We start from the raw sequence: 18,498 nt of genomic DNA on the forward strand, positions 1-18,498 counted from the left end.
GACGCTGCCGCCGGCGATGATCGACATCACCTCCGACCAGTGGCTGGGCTGGCTGCAGCTGTTCTTCTGGCCCACCGTTCGCATCCTCGCGTTCTTCATGGCCTCTCCGCTATGGAGCCTGCCCAGCGTACCCACACCGGTCAAGGCCCTGTTCGGCGCCGCCATCGCCGTCGCTATCGCGCCGTCGCTGCCAGCGATGCCGGCGATCCCGCTGTTCTCGCTGGAAAGTTTCGGCATCCTGCTGCAGCAGATCCTGATTGGCATTGCCATGGGGCTGGTGCTGCGGATCATGATCGCCGTGGTGCAGACCGCCGGCGAATTCATCAGCATGCAGATGGGGCTGGGATTCGCGACGTTCTATCAGCCGGATGCCGGCACCAACACCATGGTGCTGTCGCGGATGCTGGAACTGCTGACGCTGTTGATGTTCCTGGCGATGAACGGACATCTGATCACCATCGAGATCCTGGCCTGGACCTTCGAGGTGCTGCCCATCGGCGCGACTTCGATCGATGCCAGCTTTGCCGAGACCCTGGCCCGCTGGGGAGGCACCATCTTCTCCTCGGGCCTGCTGATGGCCATCCCCATCGTCACTGCCCTGCTGCTGATCAACCTGTCGCTGGGCATCCTCAACCGAGCTTCTCCCCAGCTGTCGATCTTTTCCGTGGGTTTCCCGATGACGCTGACCGCCGGCCTGGTAATGATCACCGCCCTCATGCCGGATCTTGGCGGGTTCTGGAATGATCTGTTCACCCAGCAGCTGCGTTTCATGCAAGGCATGATCGAGCAGATGAGCGGCACGCCCTGAAACGGCGGGGTCGGCCCGAAAGTCCCTGCTCCCACAGGCACGATGCCACCGTCGGAGGGCACCAACGACAAGGGCGCACCCAATGGATGCGCCCTTCTTCCTGCTATCGCCCTGCCGCTCCCGCCTTCGACCGCTATCCCGGCTGGCCGCCGGAGCGCCATTACGTTCACATCATCTCGAACAACGACGTCCCCTGGAGGTCGACGAAGGCTTTCTGCGCCGCCTGCAGCCCCACCTGGCGCAGCACGTAATCGGAGATCGCGGTGGTGTAGTCGAGGTCGATCAAATCGCTTTGGGTCTGGGTGTAGGCGATCTTGCGATCGCTGCCCACGGTATCGAGCGTGTCCAGCTCGTTGAGGCGCGCGCCGACGGAAGCCCGCACGGTCAGCACGTTATCCAGCGCGTTATCCATCTCCCGACTGGAACTCGACAGCGTGTTGGCAAAGGCGGCCTTGTCGACATCCGAATCGAGCGGTTTCTCCAGCGCCGAGAGCATGTTCTCCAGCGTGGTGAATACGTCCGGATTCATGTTCTTGGCGGTGCCGACGTCCAGCGCATCGCCATCTGCCGGCGTCCCCTCCAGGGTGAGACGCACCCCGCCGAACTCCAGGGTAGCGCTGGTGCCGTCGTAGTTGCCGGTGGTGTCGCCATCCGGTCCGCTGATCGTGTAGTCGAAAGTACCATCGCCATTGGCACTGAACGAGATCGCGTAATCGTCACCGTATCCCGGCGCGGTGGTATCGGCGACTTGCGGACCGGTGAACGTCAGCGTGCCGGCGTTGTCGGCGTCGGCCCGGGCGAGGTAGCCGGCACCACCCGCCACGGTCTGGAACACGTCACGGCCGGTATTGCCCACTTCCATCAGACGCGAGGAGTCCACCTTCTGCTGGCGAACCTGATCGGAGCCGGCGTACTGGACTGCGCCGGTAGCATCCTTGACGAAAGGCTCGGCACCGTCCTGATAACCACCAAACAGATAGCTGCCGTTGCCGTCGGTCGAATTGGACTGGCCGAGAAGCGCTTCGTAGACACCGCGCATTTCGGTTGCCATCGACTGGCGATCCGCATCGCTCAAGGTGCCGTTACCGGCCTGGACCATGAGCTCCTTGGCCCGGGTCAGCGAGTCGGAGACACTGTTGAGAACGCTCTCTTCCTGGCTCAACGAGTTGCGTGCGGTGATCCGGCTGTCGCTCTGCTGGGCGTTGGACGCCAGCGACTGCGACACGCCGACCGCGCGCGAGGCGGCCTGGGGATCGTCGGAGGGACGCACCACGCGCTTGCCGGAGGCGATCTGTTCGCCCACCTGCATGAAGGCGCTCTGCTGGCGGTTCATCGAGCCGACACTGCGCTCGAACATCATCACGGTGCTGACACGCACGGCTCTCTCCTCGAAGGCGCCTCGACTCGGCGCACTCAATGGCTATTCAATAACGACGCGAGATCGGCTCTTTGCGATCCCCGGTTCAGGCCCGCAGGCCCAGGATCGTATCCAGGATGCTCGAACCCGCCTCGATGATCTTGGCGTTTGCCGAGTAGTATTGCTGGTACTTCAACAGGCTGGCGTACTCTTCATCCAAGTTCACGCCCGAATCGGCCTGCTGATAGGCGAAGAGCTGGTCGCTCAACCCCGTCTGCGTGGTGAGGTTGGCCTGGGTGATCGCGGCGCGATTACCGACATCGCTGACCAGCGAGGCGTAGCCTCCGCTGAATGTCTTGCTGCCGCCCACCAGCCTCTGATTCTGCAGGTCAAGCAGTGCCAAGGCGTTGCGGTTATCGCCGCTACCACCGCTGTCGGCATCCGCGGCGGCGATCTTGTCGGTATCGGTTACCGCAACTTCGAATATGCCCGCGGCGTTGCGCGTCGGCTGCAGCATGAAGACGTCGCCTTCGGCAGGCGTACCACTCGGTGTCAGGGTCACGCCACCGACGGATAGCGTGCCATCCCCCGCCGGCGATACCGACCGGGTCTCGCCGCTGCCGAGGTTCTCGACCGAATAGCTGCCGTCCGCCTGATAGGTGAGCCGGTAGTCGTCCGCCGTCAACTCGCCGACATCACCGTACTCGGCGGCCAGCGAACCGGTTCCGTTGTTGACCGCGCTGCTGACGACGGTCGGGCTACCGATGGCGAAGAACGCCTCGCCGGCATCCCCGTTCAGATCCACCCCGGCTTCATGCTGGGCGTTGAAGCTTCGCGCCAGCGTCACCGCCAACTGGCCGAGCTGGTTCTGCGTGCTATCGAGGGTCTCGCTGCGGAAACTGAGCAACCCGCCCAGCTCGCCTCCCTTGACGACGGACTCCTTGAGCGCAGAGCGCGTTCCGCCACCATCTTCATAACCGAGCGTGATGGACGAGGGATCTTCATTGCCCTTCATCGCCACCAGATCGAACGACTTGTTGCCCGCGACCAGCGGCATGCCGTTGGAGAGCGATACCTGGTAGGTGGACCCGTCCTGCACCTGGACATTGACGTCGACCAGATCGCCGAGATCGCTGACCAGCTTGTCGCGCTGATCGAGCAGGGCATTGGGCTCTTCACCGCTGCGGGCCCGGGCCAGCGTCACCTGCTTGTTGAGATCGGCGATCTGGTCGCTGAGGTTGTTGACCTGGGTGACCACGTCGCCGATCTGACCGTTGATGCCCTCGCGCATGTCGCTGAGATAGCCGTCATAGGCACGGAACTGCGCCGTCATGCTGCGAGACGTGCCCAGCACACCTTCCCGCGCCGCCGCGTCCGCTGGCGAACCGGTCAGATCCTCCACGCTGGAGAAAAAACCCTGCATCAGCGTCGTCAGGCCGGAGTCGCTGTCCGCCAGCAGATCGTTGATCTGACTGACCTGACTCTGGTAAGTCTCCAGCGCCGACTGCCGGCTGTTGACCTGGTTGAGCTGCGAGCTGATATAGCTGTTGTACTGGCGTTGGATACCGTCGACGCTGACGCCGGATCCGGCGCCGCCGCCACTGGCATTCTGGCCCAGTAGCGTCAGCTGCCGACTATAGCCATCGGTATAGACATTGCTGATGTTGTTGCTGGTGGTGGACAGCGCGTTCTGTGCCGCGCTCAACCCACTGAGACCAATCGAAAACAGGCTCATATCGCTATCCCGTGAAACGCCATCCAGAGTCCGGCGCGGATCCATGCAAAGTTATGATTTCTATCGGCTGTATCCGCCATTTCTTGAATCCCGGCCGGGGTGATTTCGCAACGTTTTGTTACTGCCCACCGCCATTCGGACAGGCCCTAGAAAATCGCGGAAGGTAGCGTATCCGGACCGAAGGGGTTGTCGTCATCGCTGGTAGCGGACGCCAGCAGCCCGCGGTCAGGAATCGCGTCCAATCCGCCCAACTGCGCCATGATCGCCTGGAGCTTGGTGGCATATCGCGGATCCGTGGCGTAGCCGCCCTGCTGCAACGCCCGGGCCGCCTCATCGGGCGACGAAGCCGCCACCACCCCTTGGTAGCGGGGATTGTCCCCGATCAACCTGGCGTAGTCGGCGAACGCCTCCGTATACGAGTCATAGACGCGGAACCGGTCGGCCATCTTGATCGGCCGGTCATTCACGTATTCGGTGGTGGTGATTTCCGTGGTGGTGCCCTGCCAGGACTGGCCGGCCTTGATACCGAACAGGTTGTGACTGTTCCCCCCTCCTGCCGTGGGGATCTCGCGCTGCCCCCAACCGGTCTCGAGCGCGGCCTGGGCAAGGATCAGTTCGGCAGGCACGCCAGAGGACTGCTCGGCACGTTGGGCCGGCCCAGCCAACTGCTCGAGGAAAGCGCGAACGTGGGCCGGTCGGTCGCCGAAATCGGCGCCCGACAGCCCTGTCGTCCCTGCGTCAGCCGACTCGCCGGCGGTCGTACCGCTGGCGGACGGCCCGGACATCGCCAGACCATGCCGGGAGACGTCCGGCGCGAATCCGGGGGTGCGCAGGCCACCATGCAGCAGCCGCGGCGTGCCACGGGGGATCCCGGCAATCAAGGTCGAGGTGTCCTCACTCTCGCTGGCAGCCGGTAGTGCCGATGTCCCGGATAGACCGCTGCCCTCGAGTTGCTGCACGAGCTGATCGGCCAGGCCCAGCCCCTTTCCCGCCAACTGCTGGGCCCACTGCTGATCCTGCATCGAGCGCATCATGTCCATCTGATGGCTCTGCAGCAGCCCGGACTTGGGACTGGCATCGCGCATGCTCTTGAGCATCATCTGCAGAAACACGGCCTCGAACTGGCGCGAAGCTTCCTTGAGGCTGCCCTGCGGCGAGTTCGCCGCGCTGTACTTGAGCCGCTGGACGCTCTGGACGTCGAGCGCGAACTGGCCGGAGAGATCGTTACCCAGTGCCATCAGATGATATCCAGTTCAGCGTTGAGCGAGCCTGCGGACTTCAGCGCCTGCAGGATCGACATCAGATCCTGTGGCGAGGCCCCCAGGGCATTCAGTGCGTTGACGACATCCATCAGGTCGGCGCTGGTCTGGACCACCTGCAGTGCACCGCCTTCCTGCTGCACGCTGATATCGGCATTCGGCACCACCACCGTGTCGCCGCCGGCCAGCGCGTTGGGCTGGCTGACCTGGGGGTTGGAGTCGATGACGATCGACAGGTTGCCGTGGGCGACCGCCGCGCGATTCAACGTGACGGTATCCGACAGCACCACGGAGCCGGTGCGGGCATTGACGATCACCTTGGCCGGGCCGCGCTCGGTGGTGACGTCGACACCCTGTACCCGGGCCAGGAAGGTGACGCGATCGTTGCTGTTGGCCGGCAGCTTGAGCTGCACCGTCCGCCCATCGAGCGCGGCCGCCACCGGCGCACCGAACTCCTGGTTGATGGCCGCCACCATCCGGCGCGCATTCTCGAAATCGGACTGCTTGAGGAACAGGTCCAGGGTGCCGCTGGCGTCGCCCAGGCGCATCGGCACCTCCTGCTCGACCAGCCCGCCTCCGGGAATTCGACCCGCCGCCAGGTGGTTGACGGACACACTGCTGCCGGCCGCCTGGGCGCCGGCGCCCCCCACGTAGACGTTGCCCTGGGCCAGGGCGTAGACACGGCCGTCCGCGCCCTTGAGCGGCGTCATCAACAGCGTGCCGCCCCGCAGGCTGTCGGCGTTGCCGACGGAAGAGACGGTGACGTCGATCTCTTGCCCCTGGCGCGAGAACGGTGGCAACTTCGCGGTCACCATGACCGCGGCCACATTGCGCAGCTGCATGTTGGTGCCAGCCGGGATCGTCACCCCCAGTTGCGACAGCAGGTTGGTAATGCTCTGGCCGGTGAATGGCGCCTGGGTGGTCTGGTCTCCCGTGCCGTCGAGGCCGACCACCAGTCCATAGCCGACCAGCGGGTTGTCACGTACGCCCGAGAAGTTGGCGAGATCCTGGATGCGTTGGGCCTGCGCACCGAGGCTGAACAGCAGCATCGTCACCAGCGCCAGTGTTTGTACCAGCGACAGGCGGCACGACCGGATCGAACGGAACAGGCGGATCATAGGCATCAGAAAGGCGAGACGTTGAGGAAGAAGCGCTGCAGCCAACCCATGTTCTGCGCTTCGTTGATGTAGCCGTCACCGATGTACTCGATGCGAGCATCGGCGACCTGGGTCGACTGCACGGTATTGGCGCCGGTAATCGCCCGGGGATTGACCACGCCGGAGAACCGGATGTATTCGGTGCCCTGGTTTATCGCGATCTGTTTCTCACCCCGCACCTTGAGGTTGCCGTTGGCCAGCAGGTCGTAAACGGTCACGGTGATCGTCCCGGTGAAGGTATTATTGGCGTTCGCCCCCCCGGAACCGTTGAACACGTTCTCGCCCGCCAGATCCGTACCGTACTTCTCGAGGAAGTCGATCGGGTTGGGTACCACCCCCGGTGTAAAGGTGGTGGAGCCGTTGCGAGTGGCGTTCGCGGCGGAGTTCTTGCTGGCGCTGACCTGCTCGTCGAGCACGATGGTGATGATGTCGCCGACCTGGCGCGGACGCCGATCCTCGAACAGCGGCTGGAAACCGAAGCGCGCCTGATAGATGGAGCCGTTGGCCTGGGCCGGCGGCGTCGAGGGGATTTCCACTGGTGCGGAATTCTCGACCACGGAGTGCCTGGGAATCTGCGCACAGCCCGTCACGACCAGCGCCAGCCCCAGGCCGATCAGCATCATCACTCTGCGCCACGTCGTGGCTAGTTCTGCGGTCAGCAACACGCGACTTCCCCGGTTTATAGCTGCGTCAGACGCTGAAGCATCTGATCGGACGTTTCGACGGCCTTGCTGTTGATCTCGTAGGCACGCTGCGTCTCGATCATGCTGACCATCTCCTCGACCACATTGACGTTGGAGGTCTCGACATAGCCCTGGTAGAGCTTGCCGGCACCATCCAGCCCCGGGTTGAGATCGGTACGCGGACCCGAGGCATCGGTCTCCAGGTACAGGTTCTGGCCGATGCTCTGAAGTCCTGTCGGGTTGATGAAGGTTGAGAGCATGATCTGCCCCACCGCATTGCTCTGGGACGTTCCCGGCTGGGTGACCGATACGGCACCGTCCTGGCTGACGGTGATCGAGAGCGCGTTCTGCGGGATCACGATCGGCGGATCGACGGGATAGCCACTGGCGGTGACCAACTGGCCGTTCTCGTTGACCTGAAAACTGCCGTCGCGAGTGTAGCCGGTGGTGCCGTCCGGCATCTGTACGGCAAAGAACCCCTTGCCGTTGATCGCCAGATCGCGGGAGTTCTCGGTATTCTGCAAGCCGCCCTGCGTATGCAGTCGTTCGGTCGCCACGGGGCGAACACCGGTACCCACCTGCATGCCGGAAGGCAAGTTATCGACCACCGACGACTGAGCGCCGGGCTGACGCACGTTCTGGTAGAGCAGATCCTCGAACACCGCGCGGGATCGCTTGAAGCCGTTGGTCGAGACGTTGGCCAGGTTGTTGGAGATCACATCCAGTTTGACCTGTTGCGACTCCAGACCGGTCTTGGCCGTCCATAGAGATTTGATCATGACAGGAACCTCACTATCGGTGCGCTCGCGCTGTGGCTGGCACCGCTGGTCGAAATTGGCATCAGCTGGTCAGTGAAAGCAGACTGTTGGCGCGCTGCTCGTTCTCATCCGCGCTTTCGATCACTTTCATATGCATGTCGTAGCGCCGGGCGCTGTCGATCATCGAGATCATCGCGTCGGTCGGAGTGACGTTGCTGCCCTCGAGCGCGCCGGGAACCAGTCGCCGGGTGTCATCGGCCGGCAACGGGGCCGCGACGTCCTCGCCTTCCGCCGGCACTCTGCGGAATAGGCCATCTTCCCCGCGCACCAGATTGTCGTTGCCCGGAACCACCATCTTCAGACGCGCCAGCGGCGCCACGGCGTCGGGATTCTGGCCCGGCTCCAGCACGCTGATCGAACCGTCCGCTGCGATCGTCACGTCGCCCCCGAGCGGTACCACGATCGCCTGGCCGTTGTCGGAAAGAACCGGATTGCCGAGCGACGTCAGCAGGCCGGTGGCGTCGACCTGGAGATCACCGCGCCGCGTGTAGGCCTCCCCGCCGTCCGGCGACTGCAACGCCAGCCAGGTGTCGTCGCCCTGCAGCGCGACGTCGAGGCTGCGCCCGGTGGTACTGATGGTGCCCGGCGTGAAATCGGCGCCGGGCGTGGTCATCATCGAAGCGATGCGCGTCGGCAGGCGCGCGTCGCCCTCCACCGGCACCGCGCGAAAAGCCATCAGCTCGCCACGAAACCCGGGGGTACTGACGTTGGCCAGGTTGTTGTTGACCACCGACTGCTGAGCCATGGTCTGGCTTGCGCCACCCCCGGCGGTATAAAGAATCCGGTCCATGCTGAAACCCTTTGGAAGCGAGGTGGCTGCCGGTCACGACTTGACCGGCAGCGTGCCGTTGTCAGCGCAGCTGGGCGATCTGATCCATGACTTCGGACTGCGTACGGATCGAGTTGGTATTGGCCTGATAGTTGCGTTGCGCAATGATCAGGTTGACCAGTTCCTGGGTCAGGTCGACGTTGGAAGCTTCCAGCGTCTCGGCCTCGATCGATCCCAGCGTGCCCGTCCCGGCAATGCCCAGCAGCTCGTTGCCGGAGGTGGCGGTCGCCGCGAACAGGTTGCCGCCGGAGGGCGACAGCCCTTCGGGGTTGCGGAAGGTGGCCAGCGCGATCTGTCCGAGATCGATGGTTTTCTCGTTCGAGTAGCTGCCGACGACGGAGCCGTCATCAGCGAAGCTGACGCCCACCAGGGCGCCGGACGCATAACCATCCTGCGCCAGGCTCTTGACCGTGGAGTCGTTGGAGAACTGGGTACTGCCCGCCATGTTGAAGGTCGCACTGATCGGATCGACGCCGTCGCCCAGTTCGTTGTCGGTGAACGCCAGGTTCGGCCAGTTGACCGGATTGGCGGTGGCGTCTTCACCGTCGATGGTGGCCAGCTTGCCGGCGCTATCGAAGGTCGCGGTGAGCGTCTGATCGGTAAGCACGCCGTCCAGCGCCGTACGGGCGCTCCAGGCATTGTCGCCGGTCTTCTGGAAGTACAGCGTGGCATTGTGCTGCGCGCCCTGCGAGTCGTAGACCGTGAAGCTGGTGGAGTAGTTGTAGGCGACGTTCGTCTGCTGGGTAGTGTCTCCCGCCGTCTTGGCCGCAAGATTGTCATAGAGCACGGCGGTCGAGGAGTCGTCGGCCACGGTAGAGGCATCCAGGTTGAGCTGAATGTTGATCCCCGTTCCGGTGGCACCGGTAGCACTGGCCGGCATGTCCGCCGCCGGCACGTTGAGCACCTGCGGCTGGCCGCCGACGACGACACCGGAGTTGACGTTGGTGGCATCCGCCAGGCCGTAGCCCATCAGTCGGGCGCCCTGGGCGTTTTCCAGAAATCCGTCGGCGGTCAGCGTCAACTGGCCGTTGCGCGAGTAGCCGACCTCGCCCTCCTGCTGGAAGCGCAGGAAGCCATCGCCGCTGATGGCGATGTCCAGATTGCGTCCGGTAGCTTCCAGGCTGCCATTGCTGAAGTCCTGGAGTACGCCGGAGACCCGGGTACCCAGGCCCACGGCGCTATTGGCGAATACGTCCGAGAACTGGACCGATCCGCTCTTGAACCCCTTGGTCTGGGAGTTTGAAATATTGTTGCCGATTACATCCAACTGCTGGGAAGCGGCGTTGACGCCACTCAATGCCTGCGAAAAGCCCATGACTGATCCCCTACGTTTATCGGTTGCGTCCGCTAGAACGGTTGATGTCGTTGCTGAATCTCACTCAGAGAATCTGACGTACTTCCGAGAGCGCCACGGGATCCTGAGCGTATCCCAAGTCGAGCTGGGCGCCGTTCGCCCCCTGAATCACCCCGTTGACCAGGGCGTAGTTCAGCGCAGCCGGCGCGTAGGTTTCATCCCCTACGGTGCCGGTCAGGGAAGCCGTGTAGGTGCTGTCGACGGCAGCGTTGGAGCCATCGGCCAGCTTGCCATCCCAGGTAAAGCTGTGGACGCCTGCGGACAAGGGCCCGGTGGAGAAGCTGTCGATGATCTCGCCGCTGGCACCGCGAATATCGATCTGCAGATCCTCGACGGCACTATCCAGCTCCACACCGATAGGCGTGGTGACCACACCGTTGGCGTCATCGGAAGTTCCCACCAGGATTCTGTTGCCCGGCACCATCACGCCCTGACCGATCAACGCCGTGGCCTGTAACGCCTGGCCCGCGTCGATCTGGTCGGTGATCGCGGACAGACTGTCGTTGAGCTTCTCGATACCGCTGACGGTGTTGATCTGAGCCAGTTGCGCCGTCATGTCCGAGTTTTCCATCGGGCTGGTCGGGTCCTGGTTCTTCAACTGCGTCACCAGCAGCGTCATGAAACGCTCGTTGAGCTCGCTGCCGGAGTCGACTCCCGTGGTAGAGCTCTTGGCGGCCGCGCCATTGATGTTGGCCAGGGTACTGTTGCCGATCACCGGACTGGACATGACATCTCCTCGCTATGGACCGACACCGATCAGCCTTCGCCGATGGTGAGTGTTTTCGTCATCAGCGTCTTGGCGGTGTTCATGACCTCGACGTTGGCTTGGTAAGAGCGTGAGGCGGCGATCATGTCCACCATCTCGTTGACCGGGTCGACATTGGGCATCGTCACGTAGCCCTCGTCGTTCGCCAACGGGTGCCCCGGCCGATACTCCATTCGCATTGGCGTGGTGTTGTCCTCGATCACACCGTTGACGCGAACACCGCCTGCGCTGCCGCCCTGCTGGCTCATCGCCTGGAACATCACCTGCCTGGCGTGATAAGGCTGCCCGTCAGGACCGGCGACACTGTCCGCATTGGCCAGATTGCTGGCCGTCACGTTCATCCGCTGTGAATTGGCGGACAGCGCCGAGCCGGAAATTTCGAATACGCTGAACATCGACATCGTGTTACTCCGATTGCATGGCTTTCTTCAGCCCTTGGATCTTGCGACTGACGAAAGTGACATCCGCCTGATAACGCAGCGAATTGTCGGCAAAGGCCGAACGCTCCCGATCCATGTCGACCGTATTGCCATCGAGACTGGGCTGATCCGGCACCCGATAGAGCAGATCCCGTACGCCCGTCCCGCCACCGGCCTGCCCGGGAATGTGCCGGGCCGAGGTCCGCGCCAGTGACAGCCCACCGGAAGCCTCGCTGCGACCCTGCTCCATCACCCGGTTCAACTCGGCGCGAAAATCGAAATCCCGGGCCTTGAAGTTGGGCGTATCGGCATTGGCGATGTTATTGGCCAGAACCTGCTGGCGCTCCGCACGCAGATTGATGGCCTCCTGCTGGAAGCGCACCGCGTTATCCAACTTGTCGAACATGCCGTGCACCTCGAATGGCGTTCGCTGGAAAATTGACAGAGTGGAGAATAGCGGCGGGATGTTCGTGGCAAACGTGTAAACAGACCCGTAATTGCGCGCCATTTTTATCAATGCCTGGCTGCGGGTCCGTTTAAAATCGCTTCCACTATGGGGAATTCCGTCGATCGACGCGGTACACCGCGAGCCTGCCAGCCACCGAGGTCCACGACATGCGAGCAGATCCGCCCGACACGTTTCAGCGCGCCAGGTCGAAGTGCCGCCCCGGTCTGCGACGGGTCGCCTGGACCGGAGCCATGACGCTGATGGCGTTGCTGTTCGCGCTGTCGCTGTTACCGATACCTTCGATATCGCAAGCGGATACCGAGATTCCGACGGACGATGCGATCAGCGCGAGCGTCACGCGCTTTCTTCAGCAGCAGACCGCTTCACTCGGGGATCAGGTCAAGATAGCGGTTCAGGATCGTGCAGCCGATCTCGGGGATTGTCCGACACCCCAACCTTTCCTGCCTCGACCGGGGGTTCCCCAAGGCCGGGTGACCGTGGGCGTGCACTGCGGCAACGACAGCAGCCGCACCCGCTACGTGCAGGCAACGGTTTCCGCGGTCGTCCGTCATCTGGTGGCCAGCCAGCCAATCGAGCCGGGGCAGAGGATCGATGCGAGGACGCTGGACTGGCAGCAGACGGACATTTCCCGACTCCGCCGTGGCTATCTGGACGATCCCGCCCAGGTGGACGGCATGGTTGCCACCCGGCGTATTCCGCCGGGCACCACCCTGACCGAGAGCATGGTGCGCAAGCCCTGGATGGTAAAACGTGGCGACACGGTGGTACTCACCGCCGTTGGCCAGGGCTTTCGTGTCAGTCGCAACGTCGAGGCGCTGGACAACGGTGGGCTGGGGAGTACGATTCGACTCAAGACGGAGAACAACCAGATCCTTCAAGGGAGAGTGACAGGACAGGATCGACTGCGGGTGGACTTCTAGCCCACTCGGATAAATTTCTTAACAAAACTCTTCCTTAATTGCTTTCAGCTTCCGCGGGCGCTGCCGATAACGTAGGAAACCCCGTCATCGTGCATCCAGCCATGAGGTAACGACTTTGAAAATCGACCAGACACAGCCGCTGACTCGTCCTACGCAGAACGAAGCCGCCGAGCAGCGCAAGAGTGTTGAATCGCTGGGAAACGCCAAGACGGCGGCCGGTTCGACCACGACGTTGAGCCAGATATCGACCGCTGACGATAGTGGCGACATCGACACTGCTCGCGTCAACGACATTCGCCAGGCCATCTCCGAGGGCCGGCTCGAACTCGATACCGGCAAGATCGCCGACGGCCTGATCCAGAGCGTCCGCGACATGCTGGGTGAGCGTTAATCATCTGACTGACTTCAGGTCCGGATTCAGGAATCTTCCATGACGCCAGCCGAATTGCTCCGCGAACAACAGGCCCTGCTGCAAGCTTTCGCCGAAACGCTGGATGCCGAGGCCAATTGCCTTGGCTCGGGTAATGCCGATGGAGAGCGTCTCAGCACGCTGGCGGCGTCGAAACAAAAGCAACTGAGCGAGCTTGATCGACTCGAAGGTCTACGCAGGGAGCATCAACGGTCGCAGGGATTTGGCGTCGGCAGCCAAGGCGCGGCCCAGTTCGCCAATGCCACCGGCATGGAGGAGACCTGGCAGCGTATTCGCCGGTTGGCGGAACAGGTTCGTCAAACCAACCGTCTCAACGGCCACATTATCTCCCAGCGGCTGGAGCATAACCAACAGGCTATCGATTTTCTGAATCGTGCCATTGGTGGCAGCGTCTACGGGCCAAGCGGTCAATCCCGACATGGCGGCTTCGGCGGGATCAGTTCCAAGGCTTGAAAAGCAAAACCCTCCGCCAAAACGATGGCAGAGGGCTCTTTCGACCAAGCGAAGTAACAGTAGTAAATGCTCAGTCTTCCGTTCTGACGACCCAAGATTCGACGGTATCGCCGCCGTGCTCGTCTTTCCAGGCCTTCAAGGTCTTGTGATTGCCGCCACGCGTCTCGACGACTTCACCAGTCTTGGGGTTCTTGTAGATTTTCAGCTTGCGCTTGCGGCGTCCTCCAGCGGAGCTCGCCGGCGCTGCCGAGGCCTGGGAGCCCTCAGCCGGACTCAACAATTCCATGACGTCCCGCGTCGTCTTACCGTATTCCGCCATCAGTGCCTCGAGCTTCTCCTTGAACTCGAGTTCGGATTTCAGGCGCTGATCACCCTCCATGCGCTTCAGCTCTTCTTCAAGCTGCTTCAGGAGCTGTTCTTTCTTGACATAATCGCTGAGTAGAGACATTCGTCGTTCCGTTGCGGATTGGTTTAAGCGAAGACATTATTGCCGATATTTACAGAGTTGCAAGGCTTGTCGGGATGATTTTTTTAAAGCATACCAATTACCGCTATTTATTAACTCACGATCCCTTTCACTTCATATTCGCGAACCGGCTCCAAGCGATGACCGCCCGACATTTGCCACAGGGGCAAACCGCCATCGCCGAACTGAGAGCAATGTTCGTCTCGGCAAAAAAACAGCACCAAGGATAGTCCGATGCCGATTTGATTGTTAAGACTTTATTCGAACAGGCGGCCTTTAAGATTATCAGTCTGCAAAATCTGGATAAGCGCACGCTAAATCAATGACATCTAATTACTTATGGTTCCGACGATAGCGCTACAGTTCGCCCACGGAACGTCGATATTGAACTGGAGACCACGCGTATCCCCGTCTCGGCACGAATGGGTACGCGTTCCACTCATCCGACGACGGACTGCGGTCTTCGGCAACCAGGACATCGGTTCAAGACATGCCGAAAATGAAAAATTACTTGTCGGCCCGGACGCTGGGGGTCCTCGCCGGAATCTGGATAGGCAGCTCGCTGGCGATACTGACGGCGGCCTGGCTCGTGGTAATCGCTGGCGGTACCTTGGTGACGGTCATACTGGCCGGTCTGCCTATCGGACTCGCGGGGCTCGCAGCCACGCTGTGGCTGATAAACCGGCAACTACTGGTGCCAGTCAGACGCATGGCCGATCACGTCCGCCTCGAACATGACTTCAGTACCACGCCTCGTGAAATGCCCTTCGATCTCTCCAGCCGTGCCGATGCCGTCGGTTTACTGGCACGGCAACTCCAGCGGTTGATCGAGGAGTCCAGAAGCCACCACGCCGCGCTACTGGAGCAGACCCTCAACGACCCGCTGACGGGACTCGGTAATCGCCGAATGCTGGAAAAGCGCCTGGATATTCTGGTCCCGCTGAGTCGCCGGCTGAGCTGTACGGTATCGGCAATGATGATCGACGTGGATCATTTCAAGGCATACAACGACAACTATGGCCATCCGGCCGGCGACAGCTGTCTCGTGGATATCGCCGGGGTGTTGAGGGATACGTTCCGTCGAGACACCGATGTCGTGGTGCGACTCGGTGGTGAAGAGTTTCTCGTGCTGCTGATCAATACTGGCAATGAGGAAGCCCGGGCCCTGGCAGACGCGATGCGAGGCATGATCCAGGCGCTTGGGCTGCCGCATGAGTACTCTCCCGTCGCCCCAGTCGTCACCGTCAGCGTTGGCGTGGTAACGAGCCCCAACGGCCTGTTGATCGATATCGACGAAATGATCAACCACGCGGATCAGGCACTTTACGACTGCAAGGAACACGGCCGAAATCGGGTAGCGGTGAGACTGATCGGGGCCGACAACACGCCAGCAGCGCATACCACTGTCGTTGAGTCGGTCACCCGGACATCATCCGGATAACAAAATTTACAAGCATGAACTGGATGGATATCCAGTACTCGTTTACCTTCATCTTATCGATATCTTCAGCGCCCTGCCTTAATAGCTTTTTTTATGCATAAGCGTAAAAATAGCCTTTTTGTTCTATAATCCAGCTGTTTCATTTGGATATCGATAAGGAGTCTCATGAGATTGATCGGCGTGCTCAGTGGAGACATCGTTGCCTCCCGCGATATTGCCGACAAACGCAAGTTGCGCGGCGCGATCGATACCGGCATCGAACGTCTCGGCCAGACGCTGGATGCCGTGGGCACGCGGTTCCGTGGTGACGCCTTCCAGTTGGCCGTTCCCAGGATCGAGGACACTATCGTCGCGGCTGTCCTCATGCGTGCCAGCCTGCTCGAGCACTCTCCTTCTCGACGCCAGAGCTGGGACGCCCGAATCGCCATCGGGATCGGCGAGGGCGAAGTGCCCGCGCCGGAAGACTTCATCAATGCGGATGGGGAGGCATTCGTGCGCTCCGGTCAAGGCCTGGACGCATTGGGCCAAGGCCATCAACGCTTGGGCCTGTTCCTCCCGTCTCCCCAACCGGATCTGAATCTGCTGATTCAGTTCGCCGATGACATCATCAGCCACTGGAGCCACAACGCTGCGGAAGTGGTTCGACTGAGCCTTACCTCCGATCACTCCCAAAGTGAACTGGCCAAACGCCTGGAACGCTCGCAACCGACCATCAATCGCCGCCTGGGCGCGGCGCGCTGGTCGCTGATTCACGCCTTTCTCGAATTCACACGAGAACGCCTGGAGGCCATGAAATGAGCGAAACCGGCCTGTCGCTGCTCCTGGCGCTGCTGCTGTCGCACACGGTCGCCGATTTCATCCTGCAGAGCGACGCCTGGGCGCGCCAGAAGCAGCAACACCATTTCCGCGCGCGCTCGCTCTACTGGCATGTCGGCATTCACATGCTGCTGTGCCTGGCCATCCTGATCGCTTTTGGCATTCCCTTGCGCGAGGCCTTGATCGGCACGGGCGTCGTGGGTTTGACTCACTGGATGATCGACACGCTGAAAAGCTACATGCCGGCCCAGCGTGTCAGTTTTTTCGTCGTCGACCAACTTCTCCATCTACTGGTTCTGATCGTCGTCTGGTGGTGGGTGATCGATGGCAGCGCCCTGCCCCTCGCCATCGATGTCAGCCTGCTGTGGCAACCTCGGACGCTGCTGATCGCCCTGGCGTATCTGCTGGTCCTGCGCCCGGCTTCGGTCCTGATCGCGCTGATCATGCGTCGCTGGAGCAAAGGCGTCGATACCCGCGGTACCCTGGCCGACGCGGGCGCCCGAATCGGCATGCTGGAACGTTTTCTCATCCTGACATTCGTGCTGAGCAACCAGATGGCCGCGATCGGCTTTCTCCTGACCGCCAAGTCGGTGCTGCGTTTCGGCGACCTCTACGAAGATCGCGACCGGAAACTCACCGAATACGTGCTGCTGGGCACGATGTTGAGCTTCTCGATCACCCTTACGCTAGGACTACTGACACGTTATCTGCTGAGTGTGCTATGAAGCTCTCTTTCCCGCGGTCACTGCACCAACTCGTCGCCCTGCTAGCGGTGGCAGCGTTGGCCGGCTGCGCCGGTTCATCGAACATGGAGACCCGGCCGGGTTACGTGGCGGACCACACCTACCAGTCGCAGGCCTACAATCACCGCGTCCGCTACCTGGTCCTGCACTACACCGATTCCGAAGCGCCTCGAGCCCTTCGCACGCTGCTTGGCCCCCATGTCAGCTCGCACTACCTGGTGGTTCGGGACCCGAGGGCCGAAGGCGGCGCCCCCCGAGTGTGGCAGTTGGTCGACGAGAACGAGCGGGCCTGGCACGCCGGTCTCAGCGCCTGGGAGGACCGCACTCAGCTCAACGACACCTCCATCGGTGTCGAGATCGTCAATCGCGGACCTAGCGAAACGGCTTCGGGTAGACAGTGGCAGCCCTATCCGGCCCCGCAGATCGAGGCCGTCATCGCGTTGGCGAGAGATATCATCCAGCGCTATGACCTTCCGCCGACCTCGATTCTGGGCCATTCGGACATCGCGCCCTCGCGCAAGATCGACCCGGGCCCGCGCTTTCCGTGGAAAAGGCTTTACGAAGCCGGCGTGGGAGCCTGGCCCGACGAGGGAGACACCGACACCTATCGGCGTCGTTTCGCGCACTGCTCGCCAACCATGGCGCAATACCAACACGCGCTGAGCGCCTACGGTTATCGACTCGCGACGACGGGCATCCTTGACGAGGAGACCCGTGACGTCACCAGAGCATTCCAGATGCATTTTCGACCCGCCAACTACGCCGGCCAGCCGGACGACGAGACCGCCGCCATTCTCTGGGCACTGCTGGCCCGCTATCGGCCACAGACGCTGGTAGAGTCCGATCTGGCAGCGCCGAGGGGCTGTCTCGAGCCAAAGCAAGAGACAGTCGGCAGCACTGGACTACAACGAGTCACGCGCTGAAAGGATAGTGAATCAGATCGTGAACCTTCGCTGGCGCCGGCCCCCGGTTGCGATACCCGTGCGGCTGGTCCGCCGCGAAGCGCAGCACTTCCCCTGCCACCAGCGTTTGCCACTCCCCCTCGACGAAAAGCTCCATCTCGCCGTCCAGCACGACCACATGCTCGATCACCCCCGGAGCATGCGGCGATGACTCGCTCAGGCAGCCCTGAAGCAGCTCGATCGCGAACATCTCGAACCCCAGCACCGGATCGAACGCGAACAGCGGCGTAACGATCATGCCCGAGGCGTCTCGGTGCCTGGGAGGTGACGTCGGTCGATGCACCACACCGCTTTCACCGACCAGAAAACGCGACAACGGCGCCTGCAGGCCGCTGGCGATCTTCCATAGCGTCGCGATGGTCGGCGTCGACTCGCCACGCTCGATCTGACCCAGCATCGCCTTGCTGACACCGCAGAGCCCGGCGACCCGATCAAGGCTCAGGCCGCGCTCAGCACGGAACTGCTTCATGCGCTGCCCGATAGCCGCAAGATCTGGACTCATCATCCCTCCCAATGCTGACACTCCTGGCGCCAGGTATAGACCCACCCCGGACCGATTTCGTTGCGACACTCCGCCAGTATCGTGCGCGACAGCGGAGATTGTCGAAACCCG

At 62.0% G+C, this 18,498-nt stretch carries 21 protein-coding genes; 8 read left to right on the forward strand and 13 right to left on the reverse strand.

Translation table 11 applies throughout. The features are described from left to right. Positions 1–16: 16 nt before the first annotated feature. On the forward strand, positions 17–808 hold the full coding sequence (gene fliR, locus DOM56_RS12220) for a flagellar biosynthetic protein FliR (RefSeq protein WP_110709079.1): 792 nt from the start codon (positions 17–19) through the stop codon (positions 806–808). Between the two features lie 166 nt (positions 809–974). Here the strand turns inward: fliR and flgL are convergent, their stop codons facing one another. From flgL to flgB, 11 genes are all read right to left on the reverse strand, one after another. Next, positions 975–2,186, reverse strand: a complete 1,212-nt coding sequence (gene flgL, locus DOM56_RS12225; RefSeq protein ID WP_110709081.1) for a flagellar hook-associated protein FlgL — start codon at positions 2,184–2,186, stop codon at positions 975–977. A gap of 85 nt (positions 2,187–2,271) precedes the next feature. After that, positions 2,272–3,900, reverse strand: a complete 1,629-nt coding sequence (gene flgK / locus DOM56_RS12230; RefSeq protein ID WP_110709084.1) for a flagellar hook-associated protein FlgK — start codon at positions 3,898–3,900, stop codon at positions 2,272–2,274. 146 nt (positions 3,901–4,046) lie between these two features. Then, positions 4,047–5,138 carry a flagellar assembly peptidoglycan hydrolase FlgJ gene (flgJ, locus tag DOM56_RS12235; protein WP_110709085.1) on the reverse strand — a complete coding sequence of 364 codons (1,092 nt, stop codon included), beginning with the start codon at positions 5,136–5,138 and terminating at the stop codon, positions 4,047–4,049. Beyond that, the gene (locus tag DOM56_RS12240) at positions 5,138–6,277 is read right to left on the reverse strand and encodes a flagellar basal body P-ring protein FlgI (protein WP_110709088.1); all 1,140 of its coding nucleotides are present in this window, start codon (positions 6,275–6,277) and stop codon (positions 5,138–5,140) included. Before DOM56_RS12240 ends, flgJ begins: the two co-directional genes overlap by 1 nt. A 5-nt stretch (positions 6,278–6,282) precedes the next feature. Continuing rightward, complete coding sequence (locus tag DOM56_RS12245; RefSeq protein WP_110709090.1) at positions 6,283–6,939, reverse strand: flagellar basal body L-ring protein FlgH; 657 nt, start codon at positions 6,937–6,939, stop codon at positions 6,283–6,285. A gap of 56 nt (positions 6,940–6,995) precedes the next feature. Continuing rightward, the gene (gene flgG / locus DOM56_RS12250; protein WP_110599969.1) at positions 6,996–7,778 is read right to left on the reverse strand and encodes a flagellar basal-body rod protein FlgG; all 783 of its coding nucleotides are present in this window, start codon (positions 7,776–7,778) and stop codon (positions 6,996–6,998) included. Positions 7,779–7,839: 61 nt separating this feature from the next. Further along, positions 7,840–8,607, reverse strand: a complete 768-nt coding sequence (locus DOM56_RS12255) for a flagellar basal body rod protein FlgF (RefSeq protein ID WP_110599971.1) — start codon at positions 8,605–8,607, stop codon at positions 7,840–7,842. 61 nt (positions 8,608–8,668) lie between these two features. Next, positions 8,669–9,961 carry a flagellar hook protein FlgE gene (gene flgE, locus DOM56_RS12260; RefSeq protein ID WP_110709092.1) on the reverse strand — a complete coding sequence of 431 codons (1,293 nt, stop codon included), beginning with the start codon at positions 9,959–9,961 and terminating at the stop codon, positions 8,669–8,671. A 64-nt stretch (positions 9,962–10,025) separates the two neighbouring features. Further along, positions 10,026–10,727 (reverse strand): flagellar hook assembly protein FlgD, encoded by a 702-nt coding sequence (locus tag DOM56_RS12265; protein WP_110709094.1) that lies wholly within the window; start codon positions 10,725–10,727, stop codon positions 10,026–10,028. Positions 10,728–10,756: 29 nt separating this feature from the next. Next, the gene (gene flgC, locus DOM56_RS12270) at positions 10,757–11,167 is read right to left on the reverse strand and encodes a flagellar basal body rod protein FlgC (protein ID WP_110599977.1); all 411 of its coding nucleotides are present in this window, start codon (positions 11,165–11,167) and stop codon (positions 10,757–10,759) included. A 4-nt stretch (positions 11,168–11,171) separates the two neighbouring features. Continuing rightward, on the reverse strand, positions 11,172–11,591 hold the full coding sequence (gene flgB, locus DOM56_RS12275; protein ID WP_110709096.1) for a flagellar basal body rod protein FlgB: 420 nt from the start codon (positions 11,589–11,591) through the stop codon (positions 11,172–11,174). Between the two features lie 293 nt (positions 11,592–11,884). On the opposite strand from flgB, the gene flgA reads away from it, so the two are divergent. The 3 genes from flgA (at position 11,885) to DOM56_RS12290 (ending at position 13,457) form a co-directional block, all read left to right on the forward strand. After that, positions 11,885–12,574, forward strand: a complete 690-nt coding sequence (gene flgA / locus DOM56_RS12280) for a flagellar basal body P-ring formation chaperone FlgA (protein WP_157958226.1) — start codon at positions 11,885–11,887, stop codon at positions 12,572–12,574. A gap of 115 nt (positions 12,575–12,689) precedes the next feature. Continuing rightward, entirely contained in the window at positions 12,690–12,965 is a 276-nt protein-coding gene (flgM, locus tag DOM56_RS12285) for a flagellar biosynthesis anti-sigma factor FlgM (RefSeq protein ID WP_110709100.1), read from the forward strand. 39 nt (positions 12,966–13,004) lie between these two features. Then, positions 13,005–13,457: a flagellar protein FlgN gene (locus DOM56_RS12290; RefSeq protein ID WP_110709102.1), complete on the forward strand. Its 453-nt coding sequence runs from the start codon at positions 13,005–13,007 to the stop codon at positions 13,455–13,457. A 70-nt stretch (positions 13,458–13,527) separates the two neighbouring features. Here DOM56_RS12290 and DOM56_RS12295 read toward each other — a convergent pair whose 3' ends face one another. Beyond that, positions 13,528–13,905 carry a histone-like nucleoid-structuring protein, MvaT/MvaU family gene (locus DOM56_RS12295; RefSeq protein WP_110709104.1) on the reverse strand — a complete coding sequence of 126 codons (378 nt, stop codon included), beginning with the start codon at positions 13,903–13,905 and terminating at the stop codon, positions 13,528–13,530. 517 nt (positions 13,906–14,422) lie between these two features. On the opposite strand from DOM56_RS12295, the gene DOM56_RS12300 reads away from it, so the two are divergent. The 4 genes from DOM56_RS12300 (at position 14,423) to DOM56_RS12315 (ending at position 17,846) form a co-directional block, all read left to right on the forward strand. Further along, complete coding sequence (locus DOM56_RS12300; protein WP_157958227.1) at positions 14,423–15,364, forward strand: sensor domain-containing diguanylate cyclase; 942 nt, start codon at positions 14,423–14,425, stop codon at positions 15,362–15,364. A 165-nt stretch (positions 15,365–15,529) separates the two neighbouring features. Continuing rightward, positions 15,530–16,162 carry a hypothetical protein gene (locus DOM56_RS12305; RefSeq protein ID WP_110709108.1) on the forward strand — a complete coding sequence of 211 codons (633 nt, stop codon included), beginning with the start codon at positions 15,530–15,532 and terminating at the stop codon, positions 16,160–16,162. Beyond that, complete coding sequence (locus DOM56_RS12310; protein WP_110709110.1) at positions 16,159–16,905, forward strand: DUF3307 domain-containing protein; 747 nt, start codon at positions 16,159–16,161, stop codon at positions 16,903–16,905. Before DOM56_RS12305 ends, DOM56_RS12310 begins: the two co-directional genes overlap by 4 nt. After that, positions 16,902–17,846: an N-acetylmuramoyl-L-alanine amidase gene (locus tag DOM56_RS12315; RefSeq protein ID WP_110709112.1), complete on the forward strand. Its 945-nt coding sequence runs from the start codon at positions 16,902–16,904 to the stop codon at positions 17,844–17,846. The genes DOM56_RS12310 and DOM56_RS12315 overlap by 4 nt, the downstream gene beginning before the upstream one ends. Here the strand turns inward: DOM56_RS12315 and DOM56_RS12320 are convergent. Then, entirely contained in the window at positions 17,836–18,387 is a 552-nt protein-coding gene (locus DOM56_RS12320) for an XRE family transcriptional regulator (RefSeq protein WP_110709382.1), read from the reverse strand. The genes DOM56_RS12315 and DOM56_RS12320 overlap by 11 nt on opposite strands. Positions 18,388–18,498: the final 111 nt, after the last annotated feature.

Source organism: Salinicola sp. CR57, assembly GCF_003206585.1.
GTDB lineage: Bacteria > Pseudomonadota > Gammaproteobacteria > Pseudomonadales > Halomonadaceae > Salinicola > Salinicola lusitanus.